This is a genomic window from Paraburkholderia flava, assembly GCF_004359985.1.
Classification (GTDB): domain Bacteria; phylum Pseudomonadota; class Gammaproteobacteria; order Burkholderiales; family Burkholderiaceae; genus Paraburkholderia; species Paraburkholderia flava.
The window spans coordinates 355,188-372,996 of the sequence record NZ_SMRO01000003.1 but is presented as its reverse complement, the minus strand read 5'-3'; the positions used below and the strand labels follow the sequence as shown (position 1 = coordinate 372,996).

The 17,809-nt window shown below is 62.5% G+C and carries 6 protein-coding genes; 3 read left to right on the top strand and 3 right to left on the bottom strand.

The window, feature by feature from the left end:
• Nucleotides 1-6: 6 nt before the first annotated feature.
• The 3 genes from E1748_RS24055 to E1748_RS24045 form a co-directional block, all read right to left on the bottom strand.
• Nucleotides 7-11,742, bottom strand: a complete 11,736-nt coding sequence (locus tag E1748_RS24055; protein WP_133649778.1) for a hemagglutinin repeat-containing protein — start codon at nucleotides 11,740-11,742, stop codon at nucleotides 7-9.
• A complete protein-coding gene (locus E1748_RS24050) occupies nucleotides 11,739-13,529 on the bottom strand; it encodes a ShlB/FhaC/HecB family hemolysin secretion/activation protein (RefSeq protein ID WP_133649777.1) in 1,791 nt (596 codons plus the stop codon). Before E1748_RS24050 ends, E1748_RS24055 begins: the two co-directional genes overlap by 4 nt.
• A gap of 495 nt (nucleotides 13,530-14,024) precedes the next feature.
• Nucleotides 14,025-14,549 (bottom strand): DUF3455 domain-containing protein, encoded by a 525-nt coding sequence (locus E1748_RS24045; RefSeq protein ID WP_133649776.1) that lies wholly within the window; start codon nucleotides 14,547-14,549, stop codon nucleotides 14,025-14,027.
• Nucleotides 14,550-14,845: 296 nt separating this feature from the next.
• Here E1748_RS24045 and E1748_RS24040 point away from each other — a divergent pair, with 296 nt between their 5' ends.
• The 3 genes from E1748_RS24040 (at nucleotide 14,846) to E1748_RS24030 (ending at nucleotide 17,803) form a co-directional block, all read left to right on the top strand.
• Nucleotides 14,846-15,946, top strand: a complete 1,101-nt coding sequence (locus tag E1748_RS24040; RefSeq protein ID WP_133649775.1) for a TIGR03118 family protein — start codon at nucleotides 14,846-14,848, stop codon at nucleotides 15,944-15,946.
• A 370-nt stretch (nucleotides 15,947-16,316) separates the two neighbouring features.
• Complete coding sequence (locus E1748_RS24035; RefSeq protein WP_133649774.1) at nucleotides 16,317-16,859, top strand: RNA polymerase sigma factor; 543 nt, start codon at nucleotides 16,317-16,319, stop codon at nucleotides 16,857-16,859.
• Nucleotides 16,856-17,803: an anti-sigma factor family protein gene (locus E1748_RS24030; protein WP_133649773.1), complete on the top strand. Its 948-nt coding sequence runs from the start codon at nucleotides 16,856-16,858 to the stop codon at nucleotides 17,801-17,803. The genes E1748_RS24035 and E1748_RS24030 overlap by 4 nt, the downstream gene beginning before the upstream one ends.
• Nucleotides 17,804-17,809: the final 6 nt, after the last annotated feature.

The following is a 17,809-nucleotide window of genomic DNA, read 5'->3' as shown; positions in this document are numbered from 1 at the left end:
GCCATCCTATTTCAATCTCACAAGTGTTGCGCTGTCAGAATTAACTCCCGTAACCAGCTTAACAAGTTTATTACTGTCGATTGCCTTCTGAATCAGGTCGGCAGTGGCTATTTGACTAGCATCGCCATTTCGAAGACGGCTAACCGCGCTATCAACCCATTTATCGTTCATTTGTGCTGGCAAGGTGTCGGATGGACCATTAAGCTTGATCGATCCATCAGCGTTCAACGGTTTTACTTCGTTGATATATACGGTATCGCCCTTGACATAGACACCGTCGAAGCAATTGACTCCGCATTTCCCATCGAGCGCCGTAAAGCCATTACGTACGAAATAGTTGTTCGCCACGTACTCGCGTACATCACCTTGCAGCGTTGTACTCATCGAGCCGTCAATCTGCGACAGCATGCCTTTTTCCGTCGCATTCAGACCGACAGTCATTCCCTCGGTCGTAATCTGGCTGGCACTGATGTTCCCCCCCTTGGAGGCAACCACCGGACCTGCAAGGCTAACGTCGAGAGATCCAACAATACGCGCAACCGTCGACGCAATCTTGCTAGTGAGCATCCCGCCGATGACCGTTTCCTCGATCGAGTAGTCGGGATTCGCAGAGCCGTTGGGCGTGGCGAAGGAATTCAGGCGATCCTGATCACGCTGGCTCACGCCAGGTATCATCGGGTCGGGCAGCGAGCCAAATCCGGAGTTCAGATACTGGTCTGAACGCTGCGCGGGCGTCGCACTGAAATATGTCTGGGTAGCACCGTCGGAAATGATAGGCGAGCCGCGTACCAGAATGGGCTTACCCATGTATTGCGACAACATGTCTTCGGCTGTCTGAAGGTTCGCCAGATACGATCCCAGTGCACCCATTGCACCTTCACTACCCGGATTGTTCGACGCCTGAATCAACCCCTGAAGATAGGCCCCGTTCTCCTTGCTGGCTGTGTCGTCGACCATACCCTTCGCTGCACGCTCCAGCATGTCGGTCCAATAGGTCGTCGCACTCGCAACGCATCCTGCGTCCCCACGGCACATCTCCTGCGCCTTCTGCTCGGCGAGCTTCTTCACCACGTCCACTTCCTCAGGATGAAGCTGACGATTGAAGAGATCCGCACCCAACGCCCCGTTTGCACCACTCATCGCACCAGACGAACCACCCAGCGCTCCGCCCGCTACAGCGCCCGCCGCGCCAGCCACGACATTCGACAACAAGTTGCCGCCGAGCGTGTTACCCAGCGCATCACTGGCCGCACTTCCGGCCAGGTCACCCGCAACCGTTCCACCCACCGCCCCCGCAACATTGCCTCCGCCCAGTGCGGCTCCGAGCGCCGCGACTGCAGCATGCAAGCCAACCCGTGCAGCCCCATCGTTGCTCCACAGCGTCTGCTGCTGACTAGCCGCCGTGATATCGGCCTGCGCCCGCGCCATGCCAGCCGTGTCGCCATTCGCCTTCGCCGTGTCATACGCCTTCGAGGCCTTGTCCAGAGCTGTGTCAGCCTTGTCCTTCAGCGCAGTGGCCACATCCCCCACCACCTGCATCCCGACCTGGACCGCACCCTGCTGGACCGCCATGTCGTTCGATACCTTCTGTGCATCGAACGTGTTCTGCACCGAGCCGTTCGCGTTTGCCGTGTCGCGGCTCAGCCCCGCCGTGCTGTCGTGACTGGTTCCCGCGTCACCGCGCACCGTGATCGTGCCAGGACTCACCGCCGCATACGTCGTCCCCGATGCGCTACTGCTCGTACCCGCTGCCCCGAAACCTGTCGGCCCCAGTCCCTGCGAATTCAGCGGCCCCGGCGCGCTGCTGCCGGTCTGCACCGGTGTCGTAAAGCCCACTCCGTTGGCCGTGCTTTTGCCGGCCCCGCCGCTCGCGCTGAAGCCTAGGGTCGAGCCCGAGTAGTCCGCGTGATTCTGCAGATCCGTATACCCGAGGGTCTGCGTCGACAGGGTGTTTTTATCCGCGCCCGCCGTGCTCGCAATCACCCCGCCATCCAGCTGCGTATGATTGCCGACGTTGACATTGAAGCCGCCATCGCCCGCATACATCCCGCTCTGCTGGTTCACCGACTGGAAGTTCGAATCGATCTTCTGCTGGCTGACGCTAGCGCTGCCGCTCACCGTCTGACCGAAGCAGAACGGCGGCACGCAGATGCTTGCCTGGAATCCGGCACTCGATTGTTTGCTGTCGTATGTGCTCGTATCCTGCGGGCTCTGGATCGTCAGGTTGCGTCCTACGTTCGCGTCGATTGTCTGACCCGATACCTCGGCCCCCTGCAGGTTCGTATCGCGCCCACTCGTGATGGAGAGCGTATGGCTCGCTGCGATCTGCGTATCGCGATTAGTCACGCTCTGGCCGTTCGAGTTGCCATGTGACGTATTCGCCGCCAGCTCCAGCGTGAAGCCGTTCTGCTGTCCGCCCAGCCCAAGGCCAACCCCAATACTGCCGCCGCTGCTGCTGTTATGACCAGACTGCTGGCTGGTGTCCTGTGCGCTTTGCAGGTTGATGTCGTGTGCCGCATTCAGCACGACGTCCTGCCCCGAAATCTGCGTGCCGCGCGCGTTGATGTCGCCGTCCGTCGCAACACCGTTCGCATCCTTCGCGCCGCTTCCCGCTGCGATCACGTTGACCGTGCCTCCTGCATGCAGCGTGCTGCCGTCGTTCGCCACCGCACTGCTTTGCGAATCGCTGTGACTTGAGCCACCGCCTACGCTCACAGTCGCCTTGATCAGCGGCTGCCCCGTCGGCCCCTTTGCACTCGCGACCTGATACGCGTTATAGACCGCGAGCCCTGCCTGCGCCGTATCGAGCGCGGCCAGACGCGAATCCCCTGCATGGCTCGCACTGTTCATGCTCTGGTTGACCGTCGCGACCGCATTGCCCACTGCTCCACCCAGCGCAAGCGTCACGCCGAACTGGCTGGAACTCTGGCTCTCACTGCTTTGCGTCGCATCCGTGCCCGGATCAAGGTTCACGTTCTTGCCGATCAGCGTCAGATCTTTGCCTGCACCCAGATCGGCGCCGGCCACCGTCACGTCCTGCTTCGCATCGAGCGTCACGTTGCCGTTGCCGCTCACGATCTGGCTGCGCATCGTGCTCTGCGTCTGCGCGGCTGTGTCCTGCACACTGTGACTGTTAGCCACGCCAACGCTGAAACCCGTGGCCGTGCCGTTGCTGCCAAGGCTGCCGATCTGGTGAGCGCTCGACTCCTGGTGGTTCGTGCTCGTATCGAGCCCAGCCAGCACGTTGATCGCACCCTGGCTCGCGATCAGATCGACACCTTGCGTCCCGCTGATCCCCGATCCGATCACGTCGATGTCGCCGGTCGTGCTCTTCACCACCACGCTGTTGCCCGACACCACCGTCGCAGTCTGCGTGGTCTGCGTCTGCGCCCCGTTTGAATTGCTGCGGCTCGCGTTGTACGGCGAAGGGCTTGTGCCACCGTTATTCGCCGTACCGCCGATCCAGCGGCCCAGATCGCCAAGGCTCGGTGATGCGAGCGAGATGCCCGTGCTGGAACTGCTCGACTGCGTACCTTGCGCGAACTGATCCGTTGACGCCTGAAGGATCACGTTGCGGTTCGCGGCGAGCGTCGTCGTACCGCCCGCACTGATCGTGGAGCCCGTCACCGTGATGTCACCGTCGACCGGTGCGCCGCGCACTCTGGCCGCACCGCCCGTCGCCGTGACCGACACATTGCCGCCTCCCCGGATCGTGCTGCCCGCATTGGCCAGGCTCGACGTGTCGGTCGTACTCGAACTCTCACTGCGGCCGTAGGACACGGAAATCGATGGGGTATCGGCCGCGCTCGCGCCAAGCTCGTTCAGGACGCCCTGCGCGCGATGAAAACCATTCCCCGACGACGCGTCGTCCCGCAGGTTGCGGACCGTGTCGAGCGGTGTTCCCGTCACCGCAACCGTCAGACCGCTCGAATGCGCCTCCTGCTGATCGTGCGATTGTGTATTGTCCTGGCTCGGGTCGATCGTGACGTTCTGGCCCGTCACGCTGATGTTGCCGGTTGCACCCGTGACGTCGCCCGCGGCTTTCCCTGCGACAACGTCGCTACCGCCGATATGGACGTTCTGGCCAGCGGTAATCGACACGTTGCCCGCCACGCTACCGACCGTGCTGCGCGACTGGCTCTGCGTCACCGAGCTGCCGTTGTACCGGTCGCTCTGTTCGCTCGATCCAATGGTCACCCCGAGGCCACCCGAGCCCGAGAGCCCGGAGTGCTTCACCTGGTGGTATTCGCTGTCCTGCGACGTGTCCGTCGCGGCCATAACGTTCACGTTACCCAGCGCGGCCAGCGAGACCTGGTTGGTACCGACGATGTTGCTGCCGGTCACATTAATGTCTTTGCCGCTGATGACCGACACGCCATCCGCCGAGATCGTGCTGCCGTCGGCATACGTCGCGCTCCGGTCGACCTGATCGACCGAGCTCGTGTGGCTTGCGACGCCACTGTGGCTGCCGGTCTGGTAGGTGTCCGAGACGTGCGTCTCCGCCGTGGCGCCGACGTTCACATTACCTGACGCCATCAGCAGCGCATTGCCCTTGTCGAGCGAGACCGTGCTGCCCGTAATGTTCAGATCCTTACCCGACACGATGGCGAGACTATCGCCGCTCTTGAGCGTCGTGCCCGTCACCGCGTCGTCTGAGGTGTGGAGCGTCTCTGCGTAGCTGCCGTGATGGTCGCTACCGGAACTGTTGCTGTCCACGGTCGACGTCGCGGTTGCGGCCTGCAGCGTCACGTTTCCGGCTGCAGCGACTGTTCCACCTCCACCCAGCTGGATGTTCGCGCCGGTCGCGGTCAGATCGCCACCAACCGCGATCGAAGACATGCCACCCACCTTCACGCTACTGCCCGTGTCGCTCACGATGTGCGTGTCGGATATACCGTTCGCCCGCGCGACCACCTTCGTCTCGCCCGTCTCCTGTACGCCGAGATTCCAGTTGCCGCCGATACTCATTCCAAGCGCACCGCCGACATTCAACACCCCCGCGTTCTGCTCGAAGTTCCCACCCGTCACGATCGCCGCGGCGCCCGCCACGTTGATGCTCGCAGTCGGCCCAAGTGTCGTCGTAACGCGGGTCGCACCACTATCGCTAACCTGATTGAGCGTCTTTGCCGCCGTGTCCAGGATTAGATCGCCGCCCGTCTGCAGCGCCAGGCTGCCGGCATTGAGCGTTGCGGACGTCAGGTTCACGTTGCCCGTCGTCACGAGCGACATCTGCCCACCGCTTTGCAACGTCCCGAACGAGCTGTCGATGCTCTGTCCGCTAACCGCAAAGCTGTTCGCCGCCTTGATCATTCCGCTGTTGGTAACCGACTGCGCGTTCTGCAGATTGATGTCCGTCGCGGCGATGACCGGACCGTTGCCCATGTTCTCCTGGCTCGCTTTCGCCAGATAGACCGTCGGCACAAGCACGCGCTCCCCGTCGACGATCTGCGTCTGCATGATGACGACGTTACCTGTCAACTGCGCCACCTGCTCGGGCGACAGCCCCGTGCCGGGAGCCAGATCGAGCGACTTCGCGAGTGCGGCGCCCGATGTCATCAGTGCCTGGAATTCGTCCTGCGTGCTCGCATAATTTGTCAGCACAGACTTCCCGGTCATCGACAGGATCTGATCCTGTACGAGCTTCTGCTCGTAGAACCCGTCGCCCAGACGCATCTGCATCTGGCCGGGGTTCATGCCCATCTGCTGGAAGTAGTAGTCGCTCGATAACCACTGCTGCTGGTTCGTGAAAGCAGGGTTGGTCTCGATCAGATACGGTGCGTTCGGCGCTTTGTCCGGGCTGAACAGGCCACCTTGCGGCACTGTGATGTTGTTGAGGACGTTGACCGCCGTCGCAGCCGCAACGATCGGGTTGTTGAAGTTCGTGAGACCACTGTTGGTGATATGGCCACCCTGAACCGCCACTTGGACCGCGTGCGTACCGCCGCCCGTGAGAACGGATCCGCCCACCGCACCGGCGCCGATCGCGCCCACGCCATGAGCACCGATCGATCCGCTCACAGAGCCAGCCCCGACGCCCGATACCGTCTGCCCCGGCAGGAGCCCGAGCGGGGTCACGCCTGCGTTGCCTGCCGTGTTGTTGATGGTCACACCCGTACCACTCAGCGTACCGCCCGCCGTGAAGGACGATTCGTACGCCGGCAGGGCGTAGGTGTGAACGTCGGCCGGCGCCGCCTGGCTGTAGCCACCGGGACGGGAGCCGACGAATGGAGCATTGCCGAACGGCAGCTGCCAGTCGTGCTCGCTGTTATCGTAATTGTTGTAGTGGTACTCGCCCGAATACGTAACCTGCACCTGCGGCGCCGCCTGACCCTGCCAGCTGTTCTGGTCGAGGTGAACAGGTGCGGCGATATTGCCTGCAGCGGCCACCTGGCTCCAGTAGTTCTGGAACGTTCCGACCGACGCCGCGTTCAGGTTGCCACCGGCGATAATCTGCGATTCCGCGCTGACTGACGTAACCGAACTCGCGACCGCCACGCCTGTATATGTCGTGAACTCGTAAGTGCTGTTCCACTGACCGCCGTGCGGCGGATCGGTATAGACACCGCCAATGCTGTTCGGATCCTTCACACCCACCTGGCCGGTCCGGCCGGACAGACTAATGCCGAGGCTTTGCAGCAGCGCCGGATCGACCGACGACGTGAAACCGGACGTACTCATCACGCGCCGCGTGTTCGTCACCTGATTCGCGGCGATCAGCATGTCGCCGCTCGACTGGATCAGCCCGGACTGATTCCGGATCAAATTCGCGTTGGTGTAATTGCCGCTCGCATCCTTGCCGCCAGCGAGTACCACTCTGCCAAGACCGTAAATCGCGGTCGTCGCCTGCGTGTCGCTTGCGCTCGTGTCGTCGCGGTTCTCGATATCCGATGCGAGCAGTTCGAGCGTGCCCGCGCTGTCCGTTGCGCCGATCAACGCAGTCGTGCCGAGGTTCGACAGGGTTTGAGCTGCATTCAGCGACACGCTGCCGCCCACGATCGTGCCGGTATTGGTCAGCGTGTTCGAGTGCGTGGTCAGTAGACCTCCCGCCGCCAGCGCCCCCGAGTTCAGGATATTGCCCGCGTTGATGTTGAGTCCGCTCACCGCCGACAGGGCACCACCGTTACTGAATGTGCCGGGCAGCGTGAAGGTCAGATTGTGGCCGGCATTGAAGCCGTAGTTCGGCGCGGTCGTGAAATCGCCCTGCAGGTTCAGCGATAGATCGTTGACCGCGCTGTACGAACCACCGCCCGCCAGCGTGTTTGCGGTAATCGACAGATTCCGGGATGCATTGATCCGGCCGCTTGTGCCAGTCAGCGTGCCTGTCGCGATCCCCACGTCGCCCGTCGTGTTGGCGACATTCCCGATCTGCCCGCCAGTGTTGGACAGATTGCCGGCGTTGATCTGCAGGTTCGCGCCGCTCAACTGGCCGCCCTGTGTGTTGGAGATCGACGTCGCGCTCAGCGTTACGCTGCCGTTACCGCTGACCGAACCCATACCCGACACGTTACCGGCATTGCTGTTGGTGATCTGACTGCCGCCGTTGATTGTCGTCGCGCCATTCCCGACGTTGGTGATCGCGCCGCCCGCATTGTTGATCGACGATGCGCTGACGTTTAGCGTGCTGCCCGTCACCACGCCGCCCGCGCCTATCACCCCTCCGGCATTGATCAGCGCACCGCCGCTGGATGCGGTCAGTCCGGTGCCCGACGACAGTCGTCCATTTGTGTTGTTCAACGTCCCCTGGACTGTCGCGGACATGATGCCTTGCGAAGCGAGCGAACCGCCGGTGTTGTCGAGACTGCCGACCGACAGCGACGCCTGACCGTTGGTCACGATCTTGCCGCCGACGTTCGTCAACGACCCCGCGCCGTTGTGTGGATCGATCGTCAGCGTTCCGGTGCCGGCGTGCGTGATCGTGCCGCCGTTGTTGTTTACCGATGTAGAAGCCAACGTCAGATCCGTGCTGTTGCTCTGGATCACGCCGCCGTTCGCGTTGTCGAGCGTACCGCTCACGCCGAAGCCGATCGTACCGGTCCCAAGCTGCGTGATCGATCCACCTTCGTTCGTCAGGTCCGTCGCGGTGACCGTGAACTGGTTCGTGGTGATTCGTCCACGACTGTTGTCGAGCTGGGCAATCATCATCGACACCGCGTCGCCGCTCACGACCCCGCTCGCGTTCCTGAACGACGCGGCGTTTGCCGTCACCGTCTGCCCGCTCAGCGTCCCGTTACTGTTGTCCAGCATGCCGCTAACAACGGTGTTGAGACTCCGCCCGGCCGTGATGCTGCCACCGTTCGTCAGTGATGCGGCCTGCACCGTGTTATTGCCCGACGCTGCAATTGTTCCGCCGGTGTTCGTGATGGACGAGCCGCTTGTGACGCTCAGGTCCCCGTTCGATTCGAGTTGTCCCCGGGTGTTGTTCAAGGCACCGGCAACGGTCGCGCTCAGTCCGGATTGCCCGCCGACGGAGCCGCCGGTGTCGTCCACGCTGCCCGCATTCAGCACTACCTGCCCGTTGCTGATAATCGAGCCATTGATGTTGGTGACGGTACCCGCGCCGTCGCCGGCAGTGATCGACAGCGTCCCGGTCCCGGCGTGCGTAATGGTTCCGCCGTCGTTGTTAAAGCTCGCGGAGGCAAACGTCAGATCCGTGCTTTTCGTCTGGATCAAACCGCCGTTGGAGTTGTCGAGCGTGCCGCTCACGCCCAGGCCCATTACGCCGGTTCCGAGCTGCGTAATCGACCCGTGCTCGTTCGTCAGGTTCGTGGCGACAAGATTTAGCTTGTTCGTCGTAATCTTTCCGCCGCTGTTGTCGAGTTGCGGGGCGGTTACCGACACGGTATTGGCGCTGATCGTCCCGTTCGCGTTTTTCAGCGACGCAGCTTTGGCGTCAACCGTCTGCGCGCTCAGCGTGCCGCTGCTGTTGTCCAGCGTGCCAGTCACGGTAACGTCGAGATCCTGGCCCGCTGTCACGCTACCGCCGTTCGTTAGCGAAGTCGACTGCACGGAGGCATTATTCGCCGCAGAGATTGTCCCGTTGGCGTTCGTGATGGCCGAACCACTCGTGACAGTCAGATCCCCGTTCGAGTCAATCCGGCCGTTCGTATTGTTCAACGCACCGGCGATCGTCGCGTTCAGCCCGGTCTGTCCAGAGATCGTGCCGCCCGAGTCGTCCACGCTCCCCGCTGACACATTCGCCAGACCGTTCGTCACGATCTTGCCGCCGACGTTTGTCAGCGACCCCGTGCCGTGGTCCGCATTGATCGTCAGCGTGCCGGTGCCGGCATGCGTGATCGTCCCGCCATCGTTGTTCAGCGTCGTCGGCGCAAGCGTGAAGTCTGTGCTGTTGGTCTGGATCACACCACCGCTCGAATTGTCGAGCATGTCGCTGACGCTCACGGCTGTCGCCCCCGATCCGAGCTGGGTGAGTGCGCCATTCCGGTTCGTCAGATTCGCCGCGTTGACGTTGATCTGATTCGCTGTGATTTTCCCATTGCTGTTGTCGAGCTGTGGAACTGTAAGCGATACCGTGTCGGCGCTGATCGTCCCGTTCGCATTCGCGAGCGATGCCGCATTCGCCTTGAGCGTCGCGCCGCTCATCGATCCGCCGCTGTTGTCGAGCACGCCGGAGGTTGTCACCCCCAGGTGCTTTGCAGCCGTGACCGTCGCGCTGTTGATCAACGAAGCCGCACCGATCGTCGCATCGCCGTTGCCTCCGAGCACACCACCGGTTGCGCCCTGCGCCGTCGTGCCCGCCGCGTTCGTGATCTGGCCGCTCGCCGTGAGCGTGAAGCCATTGCTGCCATCCGACACGATGCGCCCGGCGATGTTCTGCACATTCACGCCCGACACATCTATCGCGCCAACCGCTTCGAGCCGACCCGCCGTATTGTCTATGTCACCGGTCGACGTCACGTTGAGTGCCTGCGCCGCCGTGATCGAGCCGGATGCATTTCCGAGACGAGTCGCCGCAATCGTCGCTACGCCGTTCGTGGCAATACTGCCGTGACTGTTGTCGAGCGCACTGGTCCGCACATTCAGCGCCCCCATGCCCGCGTGATTGATCGTACCGTTGGCGTTGGTCAGACTGCCCGAACGGATCGTCGTGTTGTTCGCATTTGTCGTGACCGTGCCGCCGGTATTGTCGAGCGCACCCGATGCAACCAGTGTCGTGTCACCCGCGCCAGTTTGCGACAGCTTACCGCTGCGGTTTGAGATGCCACTTGCCGTCACGCTCAGTTGCGCGGCACTCAGTTGCCCCTGATCGTTCGTGAAGACTCCTGCGGCATTGGCCGTCAGACTGCCGCCCGCCTGCAGCGAAGCACCGGTATGGACGATGTTGCCCGAGTCGCCACCGGCGCCCGTTGTGGTCAGGGAGGCATTGCCTTTGGTCAGCGTCTGCCCACCCGTCATGTTCAAACTGCTACCCGACAGTGCGAGATTGCCGCCCGACATCTGCCGCCCCGTCGCAGTCACGCCGCCTGTGCCCTCCACCGTGAGGTTGCCCGTCCCCGCGACATTGCCGTTCGCATCGATGCCCGCACCGAGTGAGCCGGTCGAACTAACGCTCGCTCCCGTGACGTTCGTGTTGCCCAGTGCAGCGATCGTTCCGCTGTTGGTGACCTGCCCCTGACTGTTCAGCGCGACACTCTGTGTCGCATAGCTAGAACCGCTGTTGGACACATCGCCAACTGCTGAGATCGCGAGGTTGCCGTTCGCGTTCGTCGCACCTGACAGCGTCACCTTGCCCTGATTGCTCAGTTGGACATCGCCCGATTGCGCCGAGATGGTGCCGGCACTGTTGACGCCCACGCCTCTCTCCGTACCCACGAGCATGATCTTGCCCGCGTACATCCCGCCGAGCTGCGCGACGTCGATCGCCACAGCCGGACTGTTACCGTCTGCGCCGAGCGATTGCGCGTTGAGATCGCTATGGCGCACATCGTTGTTGCCCGTCACGACGTTGAGGGACTGCCCCGCCCAGATCTTGCCGTTGACGGCGACGCTGCGTGCAATGAGATCCACCTCGTCGACATTGCTGCCGTTGAGCCCCGACGCTCCGACCTGAATCTGGCCACCGGTCACGTGAAACGCATCCAGGCTGCCCGTTCCGCCGAAGACCGGCGTGCCCGTTGTCAGGACGCCGCGGCTCGTGTTGATAAACCCGCAACCGTTACAGTAGATGCCCGCCGGATTGGCGATGACCACTTCCGCTCTCTGCCCCGCCACTTCGGTGTAGCCCAGCAACTGGCTCGCGTTGCCGCCTACGACCTGGTTCACGATGACGCGCGCGCTGCCGGCGCCCAGATTCGGGTTGCCCGTCACCAACCCGCCGAGCTGGGTCTGCACGTTGCCGGGCGAATTGTTCAGGATCAAACCTGACGGACCGACGTTGTACTGCGTGTACGGATTGTTCGACACACCGGCCGCATTCGGCGTGGCAATCTGAACGATCGGCAGCCCATTTGCAGTGACACCTACGGCCGGTCTGCTACCGGTCGAGGGCGCCGCGACCACCTGCGCATCGACCCACTGCGGTTGCATGCCAAGCGCACACAACGCCGCGAATGCGACGTGCCGCATCGACAGCATGTCGACGAAACCTACTTGCGCATGACCCAAAGATGCGCGAGCCGTCGTGCCGGCCGAGCGTCCCTTTCCCGAACCCGTTGCCGTTTCCTGCACAGCCGTCCAGAGACCACGGGCTGCATTGAAAATGACGCGATAGATGTTCTTGTTCATAGGAGAAAACTCACGCTGAAGCCCGCCACAGGCCAGTGGTTCGGGAAACGGGTCGGCTGATACAACGGACCGCCGATGAAAACGTCGTAGCTGACATGCTTGAGCACACTCCCGCGCAGGCCGATCACAGCCCCCGCGAGACGGCGGCCAAGCAGATTGTTCGCTTCGGGACCGAAGACCTCACCGCCGTCGATGCCGATATAGATCGCCTGGCCGAAACGCGGAAAGGGAATCTCCAGGTCGTTGCGGATGAACACACCCTTCTCCGCGGCGAGCATCGTATTGCCGTCGAAACCACGCACGGTGTAGCGACTGCCGATCGAGAAATATTCCGTGGGGTACAGCACGTTAGGGGTGTTCTGCGCACGCACCGTTGTCGTATAGCGCAGCGGGAAACCTGCGACGGTGAACGGGACGCTCAACGTCGCGTCGAGCGTTTCCATGTGGTAGTAGTACGTGGGAACACCCGCAATTCCGCTGGGCAGATCGCGCTGTGCACCGAACCACGGCACGCCCCACCGATAGGCAAGCGTACTGTCGAGCTGCGCGGCTCCGAAGTAGTGCTTGTGCTCCCAGCCGACTTCCGCGTAACTGTTGTCGCGATGTTGAACATCGATTTCCGAGCCGTCGATAAACGCTTCGCTGAAACGCTTGCCGACGCGGAACTCGATCATGTTCTTCTGTACCTGGCTGCGATAAAACTGGTACTCCGCCTTGACGTCGAAGGTGCTGGACTTCCCGCTCGATACCAGCTTTGAGAATGCGCCTGCGATCTCCTGGTGGTAGTCGTACTGGCTGGCCGTGGCGCTAAATGTCCAGTTGCCCCAGGGGATCGAGTAATACGCGCTGCTGCCATGCGTGCCGTACTGGCTCGTATGGCCGTTGATGTCGTGGCTGTAGCTGATGTTGAGGAGGTCGGACAGGCCGAGCGGATTGTCGAGCGTCAGGCTCACGTTGCCCTGGAGCTGCCCCGTCGACTCTAGCCCGCTGTCGTCGGCGCTTATGGCCAGCGACCACGGCTTCGTTCGCTTGACCGCGATCACGACATCGCTTTCACCGGTCGACGGTCCCGGCACAATCTGCATGTCGACATCCTGATTCGGCACGCGCTTCATCTGCTCGAGACCTTGCTCGAGATTGCGCAGATTCAGCAGATCGCCCGCTCGGGTCGGAAACGCGTTGCGCCACGTGCCGTACGTCGACGGATCGGCGAAGCGGATTGCGCTGATTACGCCGGGGATCAGTTGGAGCTTTAGCTTGCCGGTCGAGAGATCCTGTGGCGCGATGACGACACGCGTCGTCGAATAACCTTTCTCGATGATGCGTGCCATCAGGCGATGCACGATCAGATTGAGTCCCTCGCGCCCGACACACTGACCACGATGACGTTGCAGGTACTCATTGGCGAACATCAGCTCGCCCGGAAACAGAGGATTGGGTAGCAACGCGCGCGCACCGGCCGCTTCGACGGAACTGCTCAAACCGGGCGGCACTTCCAGCGTCAGTTCGTCGAGCTTGAAGCAGGGTGTTTCGACAGGAACCTTACCGTCGTCTTCCGCTGGACGCTCCGTCGGCTGTAGCGCGACGTTCGGTGCGTTGATCGCACGCTCGCGTTCGATCGCCTGCTCCTGCGCACGGCGTCGTTGCTCTTGCTCACCGAGCGGGTCGATCGTTTGTGCGTGCGCGACATGCGTATGCGCGACGACGAGCAACGCAGCACATACCGTCAGGAACCGACTCGATATAGGTCCACGTGCGCGATCGACTCCCCAGAGTGCACGCAGCATTTTCGGCAGGCGCCCTTCCGATGTCGTGTCGATCTGTGCGTGTGCTACAGCCCGTACAACTGGCCGTGCCCGCATATAGAACGCCCCATGACGCTCAGCAAACAGCGAGGCGGCCCGATACAGTGCCGGACGCCCCGTGCGTATTTCCCCGTAGCTCATTTGTTACCATCAGTTTTATTTTGTAAGCGACGGTAACATATCAAAGTTTGCAACTTTTTACTGTGAAAAATTGCGAAGAATGACTAATTCCAGCAATTTATGCTATTTGCATGAGTTGAAACAACATAGATTGAGGGTCGGCTGGCCTCCATAGACTGCGACTCCCGATGCAACACGGAACGAGCATTTCTACTGTCGGCGATAGCGGTGCAATCTCGATTCTTTTGGCTAGATATTCCCCTCCAGGAGCCGGCCAACTTCGTCGCGCTGGCGCCCCCACGCCTAGGGGTCTTCGTCGACCGGCATCGAATCGACACCGCGTCTCCCACCTCCCCCTCACCGATAAAACACATACTCCGCCAGATAAGGCGTACTCCCGCTCTGATGCTCCGTCACACACTGAGCCTGAGGCGCAAGCCCTCCAACCGTCCCCACCCGCTGCACATAACGCACATCGGAAAGCACTCCGCTCCCCGCCACAACATGCGTTTCGAGCAACAGCTCCGGCACACTCGCTTTAGTCGCACCCGGCCGTTGAGCCACCACCCGGCCAACCACACGACTCCCATCCTCCGCCTCCCACGACGGCCCCGCGAAGTGACGAATCACCGCGTGCCCGCTAGCGTCGTACAGCGTCGCCTGCGGACTCCTGAACACCCATGCCAGGCGATGCTGCGCGTCGTACTCGCATGAGTAAATCTGCACCCCCGACGCATTCGCGGACAACACGCGCGTCGTCTGCGCGGGCGGATCGATCGAAGCAGTCGACGCACTGCCGCCAGGCGCCATCGCACACGCCCCCAACATCGACACAACGGCAAAACCCGCAACACCCGACCGCAACAAGCATTTCGTGGACATGACGCTCACCTTCAGGAAGTAGTAACGAGGCACGAGAAGCACAAACAAGAAAAACCAAACAAATCGCCCCTACACAACACCTGACGCACAGCGCTTATTCCATCGCCATAAGCCACAAATAAACACGAGATTTCTACGGAATAAACCCCGGCGTCACGCGTTTTGATCACGACGGCCAGGCAGTGCAAGACAACGCTCGCAGGCAGCGCCGCCGTTGCAGCCCATTCCATGCATTCGCCTCCCGACGATGTCGTCGCGAGGCGTGGACGAACTCATCCATTAATCAGGAATCCATCATGAAACTGCATCACCACGCCGTGCTCGCCACGATGTTCGGTCTCACTGCCGTGACGCTCGCCGCGTGCGGCGGCAGCAACCACGTCACCGCAACGCCGACCATTCCTCCGCAGTTCAAGGCGACGACGCTCGTGTCCGACGGCAGTGCAACGGCGCCGAACATCGATCCGAATCTGAAGAACGGCTGGGGCATCGCGTTCAATCCGACGGGCGTGATGTGGGTGTCGGACAACAACACGAAGAAGTCGACGCTCTACGACGGCAACGGTGTCGTGCAGTCGCTCGTCGTGACGATTCCGCCGAACGCCACCGGCCAGGCCGCGGGTCCGACCGGCATCGTGTTCAACAAGAGCACCGATTTCCAGATCAGCGCGAACGGCGGTGCCGCATCGAATGCGGTCTTCCTGTGGGCCACCGACGCAGGCACGATCGCCGCGTGGTCGCCGAAGGTGCTGCCGACGCAAGCCGTCAACGCATTCGACGACGGCGTCGGCGGTGCGGTCTACAAGGGCCTCGCGATCGGCACGAACGCGGGCGCCAACGTGCTCTACGCCGCCGACTTCCACAACAAGAAAGTCGACGTGTTCGATCGCACGTTCACGAAGATCCAGCTCGCCGGCAAGTTCACGGACCCGGCGTTGCCCTCAGGACTCTCGCCGTTCGGCATCGCGGCGATCGGCAACACGGTGTACGTCAGCTACGCGCTGCTCGGTCCCGACGGACACACGCAGGTGAACGGCGCGGGCAACGGTGTCGTCGATGCATTCGATACGGCCGGCAATTTCGTGAAGCGCATCGCCACGTCGGGCACGCTGAATTCGCCGTGGGGTATGGTGATCGCGCCGGCCAACTTCGGTGCAGCGAGCAACGATCTGCTGGTCGGCAACTTCGGCGACGGGACGGTCGACGTGTTCGATCCGAACAGCGGCGCGTTCCAGGGCGCGCTGACCAATACCGACGGTTCGACGTTCCGTCAGCCCGGCATCTGGGGTCTGTCGTTCGGCAACAACTTCGCGAACCAGCCGCTCAACACGCTGTTTTTCGCCGCCGGTCCGACGCCGACGACGGGCGTGTACGGCCGCATCGACGTGACGCCTTGATCGTCGTTTCAAAGCTCGTAGCGACACGCTGCAATCAGGCATTCGACAGACTGTCGTTTGCATCGTGAAAGCTCAGGCAACGCATCGGGAGCGCGCGCCGAAAACGGACGCCCTCCCGCTTCATGACACTCCGATGAACGACCCGGCACGCCGCGTTGCCCCGCGCGCGAAAACGTTTGTCTCACGGTACACTCCGACATCCGCGTCGTGCCGGCAACACCCTGTTTGTGTGCGCGACCGCGCTGTACACGCACCCAACCCCAGCAATTGCCTTGCATGGGACCAGAGCAAGCACTATGGGACCAGAGTAAGCGCTAAAGCGCCGACTCTGGTCGACACGCCAACTCTGGCCGACAGGAGAGAGACGCCGATGACCGCTGCAGACTTACCGGGCCTGCTTCCAGAAATGCTGCCACGGCTGTGGGCGTTCGCGCTGCGCATCGCCGGCGATCAGCACGATGCGGAAGACCTGGTGCAGCGCGCCTGTGTCAGAGCGCTCGAACGCGCGCATCAATTGCAGCCGGGCACCGCGCCGCTCAGCTGGATGTTTTCGATCGTCCACACCACGTGGATCAACGAACTGCGCTCGCGCAGCGTGCGCAAGCGCTCCAGCATGGACTGGGACGACGACTTCCTCGAGAACGTCCCCGATCCCACCGGCGAAACGCCGGAAACCCAATTGATGAACGGGCAGATCATCGAAGCCGTCGAGCGTCTGCCCGAAGCGCAGCGCGTCGTGATGCTGCTCGTCGCCGTCGAAGGTCTCAGCTATCAGGAAGCCGCCGACGCACTCGACGTACCGATCGGCACGATCATGAGCCGTCTGTCGCGTGCGCGTCAGGCCATCGGCGCGCGCTTCGCCGAGCGCGGTGAACCGCGCACGCCCGCACGACGCAAGGATTCGATCGCATGACAGTCGACGAAACCTTACTGATGGCGTACGTCGACGGCGAGCTGCAACCGCAGCAGCACGCCGAGGTGGAAGCGCTCGTCGACGGTTCGGCGGAGGCTGCCGCACTCGTGGGTGTGCTGCGCGCGTCGCGGGTCGACTATCGCGCGGCCTTCGCGGCGCAATCGCTGCCGCCGGTGCCGGCATCCCTCGCACGCGGCGTAGATGCGCTGATCGCGAAGCATCGCGCGGGCGGGACCGCTGCGAATGCCGACGCGGCAACTGAACACACGCAAAGCACGACTGCGGCAACGCCTGCACAACTGCGTGCAGCTTCGCGCGCGATGCCCGTCTGGCTTGCGGCCGCGTGTGTCGCCGGTGCGCTGTGCGTCGGGCTGTTGCTGCGCACCGGGCCGCTCGTCGGCACGGGCGCTTCGGCAGGCGGCACGCTCGCGCAAAGCAGCACGAACAGGATAGGCGCGGGTAACACAGGCATGTCCCCGTGGGTCACAGCCGCAGTCGGTTATCAGCAGCTCTACACGCGCGACACCGTCGCGTACGCGCAGGTCGATGCAAAAGACCTCGCTGCGACGCTCGACGACATCCGTGCGAAAGATCATCTCTCGCTGCACGTGCCGGACCTGAGCCGCATGGGTCTGCAACTGAAGGCCGTGCAGCGTCTGAACTTCAACAACAAGCCGCTGGTGCAGATTGTCTATCTGCCGCAGAAGGGGCCACCGGTTGCGCTGTGTGTGCTGCGCGAACCGAAGCCCGACGCGGGCGTCGCGACGCGCACCGTCGACGCGATGCACGTCGTCACGTGGCGGCAGGGGGAACTGGGTTACGCGCTGATCGGCAAGCCGGACGGGATCGATCTCGAATCGATCGGCAGGCAGATCGCGGACGGCGCGGCGGGCGCGCTGGCCGGTATCATGAATGCGGCTGCGCGGCTGTCACCGGACGCCTGAACTGAG